This window comes from Bradyrhizobium sp. Ce-3, from assembly GCF_022835695.1.
GTDB lineage: Bacteria > Pseudomonadota > Alphaproteobacteria > Rhizobiales > Xanthobacteraceae > Bradyrhizobium.
The window spans coordinates 554,773-569,158 of sequence record NZ_BQUV01000005.1 but is presented as its reverse complement, the minus strand read 5'-3'; the positions used below and the strand labels follow the sequence as shown (position 1 = coordinate 569,158).

The window sequence follows — 14,386 nt, the reverse complement described above, 5'->3', positions numbered from 1 at the left end:
TTCCGGATCATGCTTGAGGCTTACTCGTCGGCAGGCTCCTCGCCTTCGGCGTCGCGCTCGGGGGTGCCGGCGAGGATCTGCTCGGAGATCAGGCCGGAGTTCTGCCGGATCGCGGCTTCGATCTTGGCGGTGATGTCGGGGTTCGCCTTCAGGAACGCCTTGGAATTCTCGCGTCCCTGGCCGAGCCGCTGGCTGTCATAGGAGAACCAGGCGCCGGACTTCTCGACGATGCCGGCCTTGACGCCGAGGTCGAGGATCTCGCCCATCTTGGAGACGCCCTCGCCGTACATGATGTCGAACTCGACCTGCTTGAAGGGCGGCGCCAGCTTGTTCTTCACCACCTTGACGCGGGTGGTGTTGCCGACCACCTCGTCGCGCTCCTTGATCGCGCCGATGCGGCGGATGTCGAGGCGGACCGAGGCATAGAACTTCAGCGCGTTGCCGCCGGTGGTGGTCTCCGGCGAGCCGTACATCACACCGATCTTCATGCGGATCTGGTTGATGAAGATCACCATGGTGTGGGACTTGTTGATCGAGGCGGTGAGCTTGCGCAGCGCCTGGCTCATCAGGCGGGCCTGCAGGCCGGGCAGCGCATCGCCCATCTCGCCCTCGAGCTCGGCCTTCGGCACCAGCGCCGCAACCGAGTCGACCACCAGCACGTCGACCGCGCCGGAGCGCACCAAGGTGTCGCAGATTTCCAGCGCCTGCTCGCCGGTGTCGGGCTGCGAGATCAGGAGCTCGTCGATGTTGACGCCGAGCTTGCGCGCATAAACCGGATCGAGCGCATGTTCGGCGTCGATGAAGGCGCAGATGCCGCCCTTCTTCTGGCCTTCCGCCACGGTGTGCAGCGCCAGCGTGGTCTTGCCCGAGGATTCCGGCCCGTAGATCTCGACGACGCGTCCCTTTGGCAGTCCGCCGACGCCGAGTGCGATATCGAGCCCGAGCGACCCCGACGACACCGTCTCGACATCCATCGACCGGTCGTTCTTGCCGAGCTTCATCACCGAGCCCTTGCCGAACTGGCGCTCGATCTGGGAGAGCGCGGCTGAGAGGGCCTTGGACTTGTCCATGGAGGATCCTTCGACGATACGCAGTGCAGTAGCGGACATTTGGGATGTGCTCCTTATGGCGGGGATTCGCTAGCGGGAAAACGAGGCGATGAGATCAGGCGGAATGCGTCGTTGATAGGAACCTCGTACCACGTTTGTTCTATGTTCGCAATATGTTCTTTTCGACGAATGGAGGCCGGCCTGTTTCCATCCCCAGTGGCCTGCTTTGAGATTTCGGGTGGCCTAGTTTGGCTTTAACCGTGTCGCAACCATGCGTTGCCAGGTGTTCTCAGTAGGACTACTGAGCGGTCATATTCACTGTTCTAGGCGTATAGATTTCGATGGTACCCCATCCGTTCCTGATCCACAGATCAGAAGGGTTACCGGGGTTTCTCCGTGGTGAACGGCCAACCGGAAGCCTGCAGGAACGAATCCAAGATCGCCCTCGTTGATCCGGATCACCGACAAACTAGCGACCGGGCGCCGGTGGCAGAGAGACGTTTGCGCTCCCGCCTTTCACGGATCGGGAGCCTGTCATGTGCGAAAAATGTACTGAACTGGACGACAAGATCGCGCATCTGAAGGCACTCTCGGCGCGCATGACCGACGAGATGACCCTGGAAGGTATGGCCGTCCTGACCAAGCGCTATCAAGTCCAGAAGAGCGAGCTGCACCCCGGCAAGGACTAATAGCCCAGGCCTGCTGAACTTTTCTTCGCTCCGGCAAGACCGACCATTACCGGGATTTTGTTCGTACCCTCTCGGGCTGGAAGGTTGCGCCGCCTGTAAGATTTTCAAACGGGCGGCGTAGCTTTGAGTTTCGTGTGTTCACTTTGGAACCGACCGCCAGCCATCTGCATATTAGGATTCGTGAAACTCAAACCCAACGGTTAGGACCCGTAGCTAAGAGGTAGGTGTCATGAAGCGACGACGCAGGGTCGTTCAGATTCTCCCCCTTGAAGAACGTCTCACCCAGGAAGCCAGAGCGCTACGCCAACGAGCAAGAAACCTGCCCCCATCTCGAGAGCGGGAAGCATTGCTGAGAAAGGCGCGGCACGATGAGACCACCGCTCATTTGGCCGAGTGGCTCATGTCCCCCGGTCCACGGGCTCCCATCTAGCTATGGGGGCAACGATGCACACGGACCAACACCATTTCGACAACGTCGAAATCGCCTTTGTCTGCGCTGCGGCAGTGTCGTTTGTGGCCCTGATCGCCAGCGTGGCTTGGCTTTTTCTGGGATGAGTTACGCGGTCACCACAATGGCCCGGAAGCCGCCCTTGATCATTCTCGACGTATCGAACCCCGCCGCGTTTTCGGGAAAAGGCAGCATCATCGTGCTCGAATACACCGATGAAGATTCCGCCATGAGGGCCGCCCGGAAGATCGCACGAGAGACCGGGCGCGCCGTCACTGTCCGCAGTGAGGATATGCGCGTGATCGGCTCGATACCGCCGCCGACCACTCATTGACGCAAGCCGCCTGAGGGACTCGTCGGACGTTGCAGGGCGATCAGAGCTTGCGCGAGGCCCAGGCGGTATCAAGATCCATCGCGGCGGCCGGAGCTCCGGCTCAGGCGACTCTCGGGCGCGCTCCGGCGCATGAGCATCCGGAGATCTCCGCCCCAATCCGTAGTTCTCCGGGCAAGAACAAAGTTCCAGAAGCATGCGTCGCACGCGAATCCAGAAAATACACGCAGCATCAGAACGTTAAGCGCACGCCGTAGCGCGCTGGCACAATCTGCATACTACCTTGGTACCCCTCCTGACGTCCCAAAAAACTACGTAGCGTCCAACGGAAGACTCGGGTTCCGCCAGTGTTCGTAACATTGGCCAGGCCAACCAGCGCGGGTTGCACGCCGCGGGCCGGCGATGCCGCCGGCGGACGGATCCTCTTCCGGGATCCTCACTAACGACGCCCGAACGGGCGCGATCTCCCACAACATCGTTTGACGGGTGTTAATTATTGTTACAACCTTTAGTTTAAATATCGACGACCGCCATTCATCTGCGGAACCGTTCCATATGATTCACAAGGGCGTCGAATTCAGCGTCACGCAGCTCGCGCCCGGCGTCTGGAAATGGCGTTTCCAGATCGGCGATCGGCTCTTCACCGGCAAGACCGAAGCGAAGCTCGATCTGCTGGCGATCCGCCGCGTGCAGCTGCGGATCGACCGCGAGCTGAACAATCTCGGGCGGAGCCAGACCGGCGGACGCAGCGACGGGGATTGAGGCGCACGCAGCCTGACGCGTTCCCTGCTGAAGCCGGTGTCGTCACCCGGAAGCGCTCAGTCCGCGCTTGCGAGCCGCCGCATCGTGAACTCGATGTCGCCGTCGGGCAGCTCGCGCCAGCTCTCGACCGCGCTCATATAGGCGGCCTTCGGGTAGCGCTTGAGAAAGTCACGCGCCCGCAAGCGAGCCTGATCGCGTGGCAGGCTGAAGGTCTCGCGCAGATAGCCGTCATCCGGCTTGCGCCGCTCGGCCATCCGGCTGGCGAGATCGCGCGGACGAGACACCATTGCCGCAACTCCGGACCAACTGACGACGCCCCCAATATAGGGGCGATGCCGGAGGAATCCGAGTCTGCGGGAGTCCGAGTCTGCGGGAGACGGACCAGGCCGACCCGAACGGGCGTTACTGGCTGCGCGGCGCGGCGCTGCCGGGCTGTGCGGAGCTTCCGGTCTTGGTCTTCGGCTTGGCGGGATGGGCTGCCGCCTTCGGCGGATCGCTGCGCACGACCCCCCAGGGGTCGGACGATCCCTTGGCATCGGGGATCTTGCTGAGCGAGTCCTTGTAGGCCTTCTGATTGACCGCGTCCTGATCCTTCTCGTCCTGGGTCTTGGACTTGACCTCGGGCATCAGGTTGATGTTCGGCATCTGCGCATAGGCCGGCGCCGACAGCAGCGCCGCGACCGCGACTGCGCACAAAACTCTCATGAGAACGCTCCTTGCATGTTCGGGCGCGGTATATCACCGCAAGAAAGCCGCCGCCAAGCGTGGCTGTCCCCACCCTAGAGATGGTCTGACTTGCAGGATTTCGGCGACTGCATCCAGTCATCCCAGATTGGACCGCAGCGCGTGCATCCACTGAGCACCAGCCCGATCGCGATCGCAACGCCGAGCACCACCCATCTGCGGAACATGTACGCCCCCACACCACCGACGAACAGGCAATTGGGCGCTGAAACTGGGGCATTTTCAAGCCGGGCACAGCCCTTGCAACGCACCCGCGTCGGACGCAACGCACACGCGCCGGACCGCTGCGCCGCACAGTGGTTTGACCGGGCGGCCGCGCAAATTACAGTGCGCAACAAAGCGGAAAAGGAATCGATCAAATGACTTTGGCGATGAGCTGGGACGAATGGACGCGGCATGACGGAACGGCGCTCGCGGCGCGCGTCCGCAACGGCGAGCTGACGCCCCGGGAGCTCGCGGCGCAGGCTGCCGCCGCCACGGCCAAGGTCGATCCCGCGCTCTCGGGCGTGGTCGAGCTGTTCGACGACGTGATCGCCGATCCCGCGCGCGACGGCGCCGACCTCAACGGGCCGTTCGCCGGCCTGCCCTTCCTGATGAAGGATCTCGGCCCGACCCTGAAAGGCCGCTTGCAGGAGATGGGCTCGCTGATGATGCGCGGCAATCGCGCCGCGGCCGACACCTTCCTGACGACGAAGCTGCGCAAGGCCGGCCTCAATCTGATCGGCCGCACCACCACGCCGGAGTTCGGGGTCTGCAGCTCGGCGGAGAATCCCGCGGTCTATGTCACGCGCAATCCCTGGAACACCGACTACACCACCTGCGGTTCGTCGGCCGGCAGCGCGGCGATGGTCGCCGCCGGTGCTGTGCCGATCGCGCATGCGACCGACGGCGGCGGCTCGATCCGAATTCCGGCCGGCGTCAACGGCAATATCGGACTGAAAGTGTCACGCGGCGTGTTCTCGCTCGCGCCGCATCTGTCCGATCTCACTGGCCTCGTCTCGATCCAGGGCTGCCAGTCGCGCACGGTGCGGGACACCGCCGCCTTCGTCGACGCCTGCCGCGGCCCCGCGCCCGGCGAGTTCATGCCGTTCTGGACGCCGCCAGAGCCATATACAACGATGATCGCGCGCGACCCCGGCCGGCTCAGGATCGCATTGTCGCACAGCTGGGGCGACTATCGCGCGACGCCGCACATCGCAGCCGAGCTCGAGCGGGTCGGACGCTTCCTCGAAGGCCTCGGCCATCAGGTCGACTACGCGCTGCCGGCGATCGATTACCGGGAGGCCTTCGCGGCACAGACCAGCTGCTACATCAGCAATTTCGCCGTCGTGATCGGCAACATGCTCGCCGCGCGCGGCCTGGAGCGGCCGCCTGCGGACCTGATCGAGCCGATCAACATCCGGATCTGGGAGCACGGCCGTGACTTCAGCTTCGCCGACCGCGCCCGCATGCAGGCCGTCTTCAACACCACGGCGCGCGGCTTCGGCGCCTTCTTCGAGGATTGGGACATCATCCTGACGCCGATCACGGCGCTGCCGACGCCGAAGGTCGGCACCACCGAATATCTCACCATCAGCGACAACCCGTCGGTGCTGGACTGGTTCGGCAACCTCTGGCGCAACTTCGCCTTCACGCCGCTCGCCAATCTCTGCGGCATTCCGGCGATCTCGCTGCCGCTCGCGACCAACGAGCACGGCCTGCCGCTCGGCATCCAGGCGATCGGCAAGCAGGCCGATGACGGGCTGTTGCTGCAGCTCGCCGCCCAGATCGAGCGCGCGATCGACGGCAAGTGGAATGACGGCAAGCGGCCTGGCGTGCATGTCACGGCCAACTAGGTCATAAATGACAGCAAGAACATCAGCGGAGGAAACCGGACGTCATGCAGCAGGCCAATGAATTCGGGATCGATGACGCGAAACGCGTGCTCGGCGACGTCTTTGCGCCCTGGGTACAGGACCTCAATCTATCGGTCGAGCAGTTCGACATTGCGCCGCCCGCAGGCGGCGATGCCGACTGGCAGCCCGGCGCGATCCTGCGCATGCCGTTTTCCGAACGGCTGTGCCGCAACGGCGGCATCGTCTGCGGCCAGGCGCTGATGGCGTTCGCCGACACCGCGATGGTGCTGGCCAATCTCGCCGCCAACAAGGGCTATCGGGCGATGACGACGGTCGACCAGACCACGCACTTCATGCGCGCGGTGACCGCCTCCGACGTGCTGGCCGACGCCCGCGTGGTCAGGCTCGGCCGCACCATGAGCTTCGGCCGCGTCACACTCTCCTCCGCCACCGACAACAAGCCGGTGGCGATGGTGTCGAGCGCGTTCGCGATGCTGCCCGGGTGATTACTTTCCGAGCACGGCCTCGGCAGCGTTGACGATGCTGATGGTCGGATTCTTTCCGCAATAGGTGCCGAACTTCTTGGCGTTCTCGGTGAACACGTCGGTGTCGATGATCGCCTCGTCCGAGTCGCCCTTGTACCAGCCGTCCATCCAAACCAGCACCATCTTGATGGTGTCGTCGCCGCCTTCGACGAACTGCTTGCAGGTCATGGTCGAGAGATCGAGCACGGTGGCGTTGGCCGGCGCGGACGACAGCGCGAGCGCGGCGGCAAGCATGAGCGAGGCAGTGATCTTCATCGCAATCTCCATGGGCAATGATCTGAAGTCAACGGCTCGCCGGAAGCCCGGCACGTCCGCTCGCGACCTCGTAAGCGAAGCGTCGCGGCGAACGCAAGCATGACATCGCGCGCGCTTGCCCGCACGTCGTTTCGGTGCACGGATTGAGAATCGATGTCGCCGATTTGTCATGTAGCGGCGCGGTGTGCTGCCGAAACTGGCGGGCTATTGCGTTAGATCACTGCCGTAACGGCCCACAGAGCGGGAATCATGGCCATCGCAAAAATGAGGTAGCCCAGCTACCAAAAATATCGAAAACAACCCCATGCAAAGTAGGCGGAGGCTATCGGCCTTCGAAGGCAACTTGACACGTCGGGCAACTCAGCGATATTCTTCTAATATTCCGAAATCTCGATCCCTTTCCTGCAGCGGGAGAAGGAGCGCAGGTTTCGGAGATGCAATTCAACCTAAGCTCTCCATGCTCTAGCTGTTTTTCTCTCGCGCCCGCTTGAATATCTCGCGAGCCAGATGATCTTGCGCGAGGGCCCGAAACTCCTTGTCGGTCATGACGCGCGAGAAGATTTCCTCGTTACCTTCCATCCGGTTGATGAAAAGTTCATCGAGTATCTTTTCGAAGTAGGATGAGAAATCGCTAAGGTTATTAGCCCTTGCAGCCTCAACGATTTTCTCATTCCCTTCAGCGCTGCTGCTAATCTGATCGAAAAACAATTGATCGGCGTCAGTGAAGTTCGTTCCGAAACGCTCGTTCAGTTTGCCGACCAATGTGGAAAGGGCCACCCCCTCGTCTGCGAAACCGGCAGTACCAACATCGGTCGGCCCCTTCAACGGGTCGGCCTGTCCGTATCCAAGATCAATCGACCCGTCCGACATCTGCTGAACCCGGAAATAACGAAGCGCGACTTCGTCATCCAGCGCGAAAGCTTTTCCGTCGCCCGGAGGTGGCAGCTTCAAAAGCAGATTCCGAACGAAGGCGTAAAACTTCTCAAGCTCGCTATCCTGATAGGGAATGATCTGCGAGAGGAAGGCGTACAGGTTCCGGTAGGCAGTGAGTTGGCCCCGAAACGTTTCCTGATCTGCTTCCTCTTCTTCTTTGAATTTCTGCACCACCACATCAAGCACAGAATTCATGATCTTGTGTTGAGATGCGGAATGGTCGCGGGTGTGCTGATACCATACCGCAGCGAAGGCCTTCACATCGGCGGGGGTGAAGATCGCCCACTCCAATAGCTTGTACTGCAATTCTGACAGCCGGTGCGGATCGGCGTTTTCACCGATGGGCGTTGTCTCATAGTACGGCTTGAATGCCTTGTAGATATCGGCTTCCTCATTGGCAAAGTCGAGCACGAAGGTTCGCGCCTTCCCCGGGGCAATACGGTTGAGGCGCGACAGAGTCTGCACCGCCTGCACACCTGCTAGGCGCTTGACTACATACATCGTCTGCAGGAGCGGTTGATCGAATCCGGTTTGGTATTTCTCGGCAACCAGAAGAACGCGATAGTCGTCGCGCTCGAAGGTTTCGGGCAACTCACTTTCGGCAAGCCCACCGTTCATCGACACTTCAGTGTAAGACGAGCCAGGATCGTCGGGGTCTTCAACCGTGCCGGAGAAGGCCACCAGCGAGCGGATGCCGGAATAGCCGTGATCCTTGATATAGCGGTCGAAGGCCAGCTTGTATTTGACGGCAGCAAGGCGAGAGCCGGCGACGACCATCGCCTTGGCCTTCCCGCCGAGCTCGTGCATGACATAAAGCCGGAAATGCTCGACGATGACCGAAACGACCTGCTCGATATTGACCGGATGTAGCTCTAGGTAGCGCGTCAGCGCTTTCGCCGCCTTCTTACGCGGCACCTCTGGGTCATCTTCCACCTGCTTGATGAGGCCGAAGAACCGCTTGTAGGTCGTGTAATTCTGGAGCACATCCACGATAAAGCCTTCTTCGATGGCTTGCCGCATGGTGTACTCGTGGAACGGCGATGCTCCTGCCGGCCCCGGCTCGTCAAAAAGTACCTTGGTCTTGAATTTAGGCGTCGCGGTAAAGGCGAAGAAGCTCAAATTCGACTGACGCGCCCGCTTCAGGGCGTCGCGCAGGACAGCCGCCCTGGCTTCCTCAGAAAGGTCGATGTCCTCCTCATCGGACAGTTGCGCGGCAATCGCAGCCTCGATGCCGTCCTTGTTCAGCATTCCTCGCAGCGCGGTCGCCGTATCACCGCTTTGGGACGAATGCGCCTCATCCACGATCACGGCGAAGCGCTTGTCTGCCGTGTCGATCTTCACACCCTCCCCCTTCTTCTCTAGCGTGGACAGCGCCCGCGAGATGAAGGGGAATTTCTGAATCGTGGTGATGACGATGGGCGTTCCGTTCGACAGCGCACGGGTGAGTTGCTGTGTGTCTTCGTCGATCTTTTCGACCACGCCGGTCTTGTGCTCAAACTGGTAAATCGTGTTCTGCAATTGCTGATCGAGCACGCGCCGGTCGGTGACGACGACGACGGAATGGAACACCTTCTCGTCCTTGGAATCGTGCAGGCTGGCAAGGCGATGGGCTAGCCAGGCAATGGAGTTTGATTTTCCTGAACCTGCAGAATGCTGGATCAAGTAATTGCGTCCCGATCCATTCTGGCGCGCATGCGCAACGAGCCTCCGCACCGCGTAAAGTTGGTGATAGCGCGGGAAGATCATCGTTTCTTTTCGGATCGTCCGCGCGCCCTTGTCGGTCTTGACCTGCCGTTCCTTCACTTCTAGGTGCATGAAGCGTTGCAGGATGTCCAAGAGGCTATTGGCCTCAAGGACCTCATCCCAAAGGTACTGCGTCTTCCAGTTGCCTTCTACAGGAGGGTTGCCAGCACCGTGATTGTTGCCCCGGTTGAACGGCAGGAAGACCGTCTCCTTGCCCTTGAGCCGGGTGGTCATCCAAGCTTCGTCGGGGTCCACTGCGAAATGTACCAGCGCACGCTTCTTGAAGGAGAACAGAAGATCACGATCGTCTCGGTCTTCCATATATTGTTGCACGGCGCTCGCCGCCCGCTGACCGGTCAGAGGGTTTTTGAGCTCGGCTGTCACCAAAGGCAACCCGTTCACAGCAAGCGTCACGTCAATGATGCAGCGCCGATTCGTGCCGTCAGCCTTCTTCATGGCGGAGGCGAAAGCGACCTGCCGGGTAATGGTCAGTCGGTTCTTCGCGTAGTCGTGTGCGGCTTCGGCATTCATGCTGGAGTTGGGGCGAAAATAAGCGAGCCGGAAGATCTTGCCGTAACATTTGAACCCGTGCCGCAGGACGTGCAGCGTACCCTTGATGTCAAGTTCCTTGACGAGGCTGTCGAGCACTGTCGCTTCGGTTCGAATCCCAAGCAGCGCCTCAAGTTGTCCCCACTTTGTCGCCTGACTGTCCTTCAGAAAGCCCGTAACGTCCTCGGGAAAGAGCGCCAGCACCTCGTCATAGGTGGTAGGCGGGCGCTTGGCATAGCCACCTGCACTGGTCAAACCAGCTTCGATCGCGGTCTCGAAGTGCCGCTCAGTATGTTCGGGCATTGTTACCCTCAAACCGTGTTTACAGAATCGTTCTCAAGATCATCAAGTGTAAGAGTTTCAATTTCGTCATAATGATAGTGCCGCACGGACGGGTCTCGCGCGAGATATTTGTTCGCCGCGTCCAAATAGGCAGCGGGACTGTTGTTCTCAGTGAGAACGAACTTCTTGAGCTTTAGCGGCCTGCTATCACCCGTATATTGTTCGACCACCTTACGGAGGCAGGCGCACCAATGCGCGCCCGATTTAAGTTGATCGACAATTGACCCTGCATCCAAACTCTTTGTCTTAAACTCAAAGAGGTGGGCCATGATCTTGCGGTTGATGCATTGAAACACAATGAAGTCACACCGTTTTGACCACTCCTTCCCGTTGTTATCGAGGAAGTGGAAGAGTGGGTCGTTTCGGCCATCGAGCTTTATGGCGAACGCCTTGCCCCGGTACGGCAGTCGAACAATCCGGGTGGACTTTTTGGTTTCGCCCTCGCGGAAATATGCCTCCGTAAGAACAATCTCACCACCCTCACCGCGATGGACGATGTATTTCTCGCTGATATACGCCTTGATGTGATCGAAGTAACTGGACACATCGAGAGTCATGCTAGCTCCGAGATACGTCCTGTAACGGCGGCGGTAATGAGGGTCATACGGTAATCTTCCAGTTTCACGATGCTATCGTCGACGCGATCGGTGACGTTCCGGTGGTTATGGTCGGCCTCCTTACAGAAGATCGCGATTTCGCGCTGCTCCCCTTTATCGGGAAGGGGCAAGGGAAAGGCGCCAAGCGCCTCCCTGTTGACCTTCGGCATCGCGACTCGAAGGGATTCAAGTTCTGCATAGGAGGTGAAAGCGTCCGTAAGCAGGAAATAGAAAAGGTACTCTCGAAAAAAATGTGAGTTCGCGTCGATTGCATACATGTCTGCGCTGCAAAGGCATGCTCCCTCGTAGAGAGCCACTTTGCGCAATGCGGGTCGAATTTTCGAGTAGAGAATACTTCCAGGGGGACAGAGGTATTTCCCGCTAATTGCCCCTTGCTCTGCCGCACTCGCAACCTCGTAAAGGCGGCCTGTCCCACTTTCGATATGGTCCGGGGCAATTAGCGGCATATTAGCAAACTCCGGCTCGCGGGGGTCAACCTGTCCGCTCTCTATTCGGCAGCGCCACTTGAAGGGAACGAGATTCCAGTGCGCGGGGATTTCGCCCAGCCAGTCGATGCCGGAAGGTTTCATCAGGACGGCGGGATTGAGTCCCTTGGTGACGGCGCTGGTGATGAGGGTTTGGCGCCGTTCAGCCAACCGATCCAGAAGGGCACGTTTCTTTTCGATCAGGCCATCGATCCGCGCTATCTTCTCATCCAAAAACCGCGCAATTCGTCGCTGAGTTTCGAGCAGTGGTGAAGGCACCCTAAAGTTCGAATACCTTTCAGCGCTAACGTTCTGGATAGTTGCCTGAATTAGATTTGATTCGATATCAGACCAATACCCGGAACCCTGAAGACACCAATAGATGTAGCGTGCGTCATACTCGTCAGACACACGGAGCCGGATCAGATAGCCAGCATAGCAAGCCTCGCCCCATTGTTTCTCGTAGATGAATGATTTTCCTACAGTGGCGCCGCTACGGGCGAGCAGGACATCACCTTCGCGTAACAGATATGATTTCGCCGCTTCTGGAGGCAGTGAACGAAAGGTCTCCTCGCGGAGCCCTCCGGTGTCGTCAATATCTGTGATCCTCACGAATCTGGGCCAGTCGGGATTGTCAAACTCGGCAGCCGCATTGGCGCCGTACTTTAGCGGCTCGCCCGAGGTGAACTTCAACCGAATCTCGCTGAAAGTGGTCACGCCGTCAGCCCCTTTAACAACTCGGCAATCTCACCTTCCAGTGCAGCGATTTCTGCCTCTATCTCGCCCAGCTCGCGTGGCGACTTGTAGACATAGAAGTGCCGATTGATCGGGACTTCGTAACCCACCTTGGTCTTGTCATAGTCCACCCACGCATCCGGCACGTGGGGCAGCACTTCGCGCGCCATGTAGTCCTCGATAAAAGGGGTCATCGCCTCTACAAGGTATTCGTTTGGCTTATCCGGGCCGAAGAACATCGGTAATGCCGCCCCCCTGTGCGCGACGTTCTCCTTCTTGTTCACCACGTCTAGAAATGCCCTTGGCATCTCGAAGGTCTCAGGGAGAGGGATGTTCTCCGTATCACGCAACTCGCTGTCCGGCTCAGGCCTGCCCTTACCGTCGCGGCAGATCTCGGCGTTCGGGTCGCGCTCCCCCAATGCAGCAAAAATCGCCTTCTTGAGCGCCGCGGCAAGCGCGAATCCGGCTCTTTTTGCCGCGCTATCGAGATCAACCTCGAACATCTCGCGATCCATATATCGGCCCTTGCCTTTCAACTTGGCCAAGATGGCGCGGACGGCACCTTGAAGCTTGCGCCCCTCTTCGATTTCCGCGGCCGCAGTGGCTTCGTCCTTACGCTTCTTTGAGATGGCGAGATTAATGAAGGCAGTTTGGTCATCCAGTCGAGCGATGCGTTCCGCTGTGGCCTCGAAATTCATGCGCAGGGGGCGCTCGACAGTCACCTTGAGGAAGCCGAACTCTCGGTTCTCAAAGATGCGAGAGACGACGCGCGTTTCACGGTTGCCATCGATGGATACTTCGGCCGTCTCGCCATCGAGACAGTTGCCGTAGATGCGGGTCAACTGCCGAATCTGGGCTTCGGTGACTTGGTTGCGCTTGTTGTTGAGGCTCTTCGTCATGCGCTCGAAGAAGCGGGTCCCGTCAATCAACTGCACCTTGCCGCGTCGCTCGGGCGCCTTGCGATTTGTAACAAGCCAGACATAGGTGAAGATGCCGGTGTTGTAGAAAAGCTGATCCGGCATGGCGACGATGGCATCCAGCCAATCGTTCTCGATGATCCAGCGCCTGATGTTCGACGGACCCGACCCGGCATCGCCGGAGAAGAGCGGCGAGCCGTTGAAAACGATGGCGATCTTGGAACCGACCGCGTCTTCATCCCCTTTCTTGAAAGGGTGCATCTTGGAAATCATGTGCTGCAAGAACAGCAGCGAGCCATCGTTGATTGCTGGTAGTCCGGCGCCGAAGCGGCCGGAAAAGCCTAGTTCATTGTGCTCCTTTTCAACGACCTTTTGCTGGTCCTTCCACTCCACTCCAAATGGAGGATTGGCCAAAAGATAGTGAAACTGCTTGCCCTGAAATCCATCGAATGTCTTGCCGTCGCCCAACGTATCCGCAAGCACGATGCTGCTTGTGTCCTCGTCCTTAATGAGCATATCGGAGCAACAGATGGCCCAGGACTCGTCGTTATATTCCTGCCCGAAGAGAGCGAGGTTTGCCCCATCGTTCTGGTCGAGAATGAACTTTTCGGATTCCGACAGCATTCCACCTGTACCGCAAGCCGGATCATAGATCGTACGGAAGATGCCTGGCCGGTAGACGTCCTTCTCGCCCGTGTAGACGAGATTGGCCATTAAGCGGATGACTTCGCGCGGGGTGAAGTGGTCGCCGGCCTCCTCGTTCGCCTGTTCGTTGAAGCGCATCACCAGATGCTCGAACAGATACCCCATTTGCAGGTTAACGATGCGGTCCGGGTGTAGGTCTACGTCCGCCATCGCCTTGACGATCGTGAATAACCGATTGCTGGAATCCAGCTTTTCGATCTGGTCGTTGAATTTGAACTTGTCAAAGATCGCCCTGGCGGTCGGCGAGAAGCCGTTAATGTAGGACACGAGATTAGGTGCTATGTTTTCGGCATCGCCAAGCAGCTTTGCAAAGGTAAAGGGGCTGGTGTTGTAAAGAGGATGTTGGCGCGTTGGGTCCGCTGCCTTCCCGAGCAGTCTCTCCATCGCGTTCTTGGGCATCTTTTGCGCCGTCAGCTTCTTATGTTGCTTCAGCACGGCGTCCTTGGTCCGCTCAAGGACGCAATCAAGCCTTCGCAGGACGACCATGGGTAACATAACGAGCCGGTATTGAGGCGGGCGATACGGACCACGTAGGCGGTTTGCGATTTCCCAGATTTCGGATTTGAGCTCATTGTGGAGTTGGACGTTCATCCAGTGGATACCTTCGGTAAATCAGGAGCAAGCGAATGCAGGTGATCTGCTCATCCTGATTCGAGATCATTTCAGGAGAATAGTGGATGGGACCACTCGGAGACTAGTGGTCAGAAGTATCGGACAAGCCAG

General features: G+C 59.1%; 14 protein-coding genes. 6 read left to right on the top strand and 8 right to left on the bottom strand.

What is annotated here, in order from left to right; all coding sequences use genetic code 11:
• Positions 1–20: 20 nt before the first annotated feature.
• The gene (gene recA / locus BRSPCE3_RS20590) at positions 21–1,109 is read right to left on the bottom strand and encodes a recombinase RecA (protein ID WP_050402041.1); all 1,089 of its coding nucleotides are present in this window, start codon (positions 1,107–1,109) and stop codon (positions 21–23) included.
• Between the two features lie 476 nt (positions 1,110–1,585).
• Here recA and BRSPCE3_RS20585 point away from each other — a divergent pair, with 476 nt between their 5' ends.
• The 3 genes from BRSPCE3_RS20585 to BRSPCE3_RS20570 all read left to right on the top strand — a co-directional run bounded on the left by BRSPCE3_RS20585 (position 1,586) and on the right by BRSPCE3_RS20570 (position 3,279).
• Complete coding sequence (locus BRSPCE3_RS20585; RefSeq protein ID WP_244067898.1) at positions 1,586–1,738, top strand: hypothetical protein; 153 nt, start codon at positions 1,586–1,588, stop codon at positions 1,736–1,738.
• A gap of 590 nt (positions 1,739–2,328) precedes the next feature.
• Positions 2,329–2,520: a hypothetical protein gene (locus BRSPCE3_RS20575; RefSeq protein ID WP_244067896.1), complete on the top strand. Its 192-nt coding sequence runs from the start codon at positions 2,329–2,331 to the stop codon at positions 2,518–2,520.
• Between the two features lie 552 nt (positions 2,521–3,072).
• The gene (locus BRSPCE3_RS20570; RefSeq protein ID WP_244067895.1) at positions 3,073–3,279 is read left to right on the top strand and encodes a hypothetical protein; all 207 of its coding nucleotides are present in this window, start codon (positions 3,073–3,075) and stop codon (positions 3,277–3,279) included.
• A gap of 56 nt (positions 3,280–3,335) precedes the next feature.
• Here BRSPCE3_RS20570 and BRSPCE3_RS20565 read toward each other — a convergent pair whose 3' ends face one another.
• The gene (locus BRSPCE3_RS20565) at positions 3,336–3,566 is read right to left on the bottom strand and encodes a hypothetical protein (protein WP_244067894.1); all 231 of its coding nucleotides are present in this window, start codon (positions 3,564–3,566) and stop codon (positions 3,336–3,338) included.
• A 115-nt stretch (positions 3,567–3,681) separates the two neighbouring features.
• The gene (locus tag BRSPCE3_RS20560; protein WP_244067893.1) at positions 3,682–3,984 is read right to left on the bottom strand and encodes a hypothetical protein; all 303 of its coding nucleotides are present in this window, start codon (positions 3,982–3,984) and stop codon (positions 3,682–3,684) included.
• Positions 3,985–4,074: 90 nt separating this feature from the next.
• On the opposite strand from BRSPCE3_RS20560, the gene BRSPCE3_RS20555 reads away from it, so the two are divergent.
• The 3 genes from BRSPCE3_RS20555 to BRSPCE3_RS20545 are packed head-to-tail and all read left to right on the top strand — an operon-like array spanning position 4,075 to position 6,364.
• Positions 4,075–4,386 (top strand): hypothetical protein, encoded by a 312-nt coding sequence (locus BRSPCE3_RS20555; RefSeq protein WP_244067892.1) that lies wholly within the window; start codon positions 4,075–4,077, stop codon positions 4,384–4,386.
• Complete coding sequence (locus BRSPCE3_RS20550; RefSeq protein WP_244067891.1) at positions 4,383–5,858, top strand: amidase; 1,476 nt, start codon at positions 4,383–4,385, stop codon at positions 5,856–5,858. Before BRSPCE3_RS20555 ends, BRSPCE3_RS20550 begins: the two co-directional genes overlap by 4 nt.
• Positions 5,859–5,902: 44 nt before the next feature.
• Entirely contained in the window at positions 5,903–6,364 is a 462-nt protein-coding gene (locus BRSPCE3_RS20545; RefSeq protein ID WP_244067890.1) for a PaaI family thioesterase, read from the top strand.
• On the opposite strand, the gene BRSPCE3_RS20540 is transcribed toward BRSPCE3_RS20545, so the two are convergent.
• The 5 genes from BRSPCE3_RS20540 to BRSPCE3_RS20520 form a co-directional block, all read right to left on the bottom strand.
• Positions 6,365–6,658 (bottom strand): HdeA/HdeB family chaperone, encoded by a 294-nt coding sequence (locus BRSPCE3_RS20540; protein WP_244067889.1) that lies wholly within the window; start codon positions 6,656–6,658, stop codon positions 6,365–6,367.
• Between the two features lie 462 nt (positions 6,659–7,120).
• A complete protein-coding gene (locus BRSPCE3_RS20535; RefSeq protein ID WP_244067888.1) occupies positions 7,121–10,186 on the bottom strand; it encodes a type I restriction endonuclease subunit R in 3,066 nt (1,021 codons plus the stop codon).
• 8 nt (positions 10,187–10,194) lie between these two features.
• Positions 10,195–10,782, bottom strand: a complete 588-nt coding sequence (locus tag BRSPCE3_RS20530) for a hypothetical protein (RefSeq protein WP_244067887.1) — start codon at positions 10,780–10,782, stop codon at positions 10,195–10,197.
• A complete protein-coding gene (locus BRSPCE3_RS20525) occupies positions 10,779–12,023 on the bottom strand; it encodes a restriction endonuclease subunit S (RefSeq protein WP_244067886.1) in 1,245 nt (414 codons plus the stop codon). The genes BRSPCE3_RS20530 and BRSPCE3_RS20525 overlap by 4 nt, the downstream gene beginning before the upstream one ends.
• Positions 12,020–14,254, bottom strand: a complete 2,235-nt coding sequence (locus BRSPCE3_RS20520) for an N-6 DNA methylase (RefSeq protein ID WP_244067885.1) — start codon at positions 14,252–14,254, stop codon at positions 12,020–12,022. Before BRSPCE3_RS20520 ends, BRSPCE3_RS20525 begins: the two co-directional genes overlap by 4 nt.
• Positions 14,255–14,386 lie beyond the last annotated feature (132 nt).

Bases quoted from the DNA above. Each gene is read 5' to 3' on its own strand.
- BRSPCE3_RS20585 (WP_244067898.1), top strand. From the start codon at position 1,586: ATGTGCGAAAAATGTACTGAACTGGACGACAAGATCGCGCATCTGAAG.
- BRSPCE3_RS20550 (WP_244067891.1), top strand. From the start codon at position 4,383: ATGACTTTGGCGATGAGCTGGGACGAATGGACGCGGCATGACGGAACG.
- recA (WP_050402041.1), bottom strand. From the start codon at position 1,109: ATGTCCGCTACTGCACTGCGTATCGTCGAAGGATCCTCCATGGACAAG.
- BRSPCE3_RS20530 (WP_244067887.1), bottom strand. From the start codon at position 10,782: ATGACTCTCGATGTGTCCAGTTACTTCGATCACATCAAGGCGTATATC.
- BRSPCE3_RS20560 (WP_244067893.1), bottom strand. From the start codon at position 3,984: ATGAGAGTTTTGTGCGCAGTCGCGGTCGCGGCGCTGCTGTCGGCGCCG.
- BRSPCE3_RS20540 (WP_244067889.1), bottom strand. From the start codon at position 6,658: ATGAAGATCACTGCCTCGCTCATGCTTGCCGCCGCGCTCGCGCTGTCG.
- BRSPCE3_RS20570 (WP_244067895.1), top strand. From the start codon at position 3,073: ATGATTCACAAGGGCGTCGAATTCAGCGTCACGCAGCTCGCGCCCGGC.
- BRSPCE3_RS20545 (WP_244067890.1), top strand. From the start codon at position 5,903: ATGCAGCAGGCCAATGAATTCGGGATCGATGACGCGAAACGCGTGCTC.
- BRSPCE3_RS20565 (WP_244067894.1), bottom strand. From the start codon at position 3,566: ATGGTGTCTCGTCCGCGCGATCTCGCCAGCCGGATGGCCGAGCGGCGC.
- BRSPCE3_RS20535 (WP_244067888.1), bottom strand. From the start codon at position 10,186: ATGCCCGAACATACTGAGCGGCACTTCGAGACCGCGATCGAAGCTGGT.
- BRSPCE3_RS20520 (WP_244067885.1), bottom strand. From the start codon at position 14,254: ATGAACGTCCAACTCCACAATGAGCTCAAATCCGAAATCTGGGAAATC.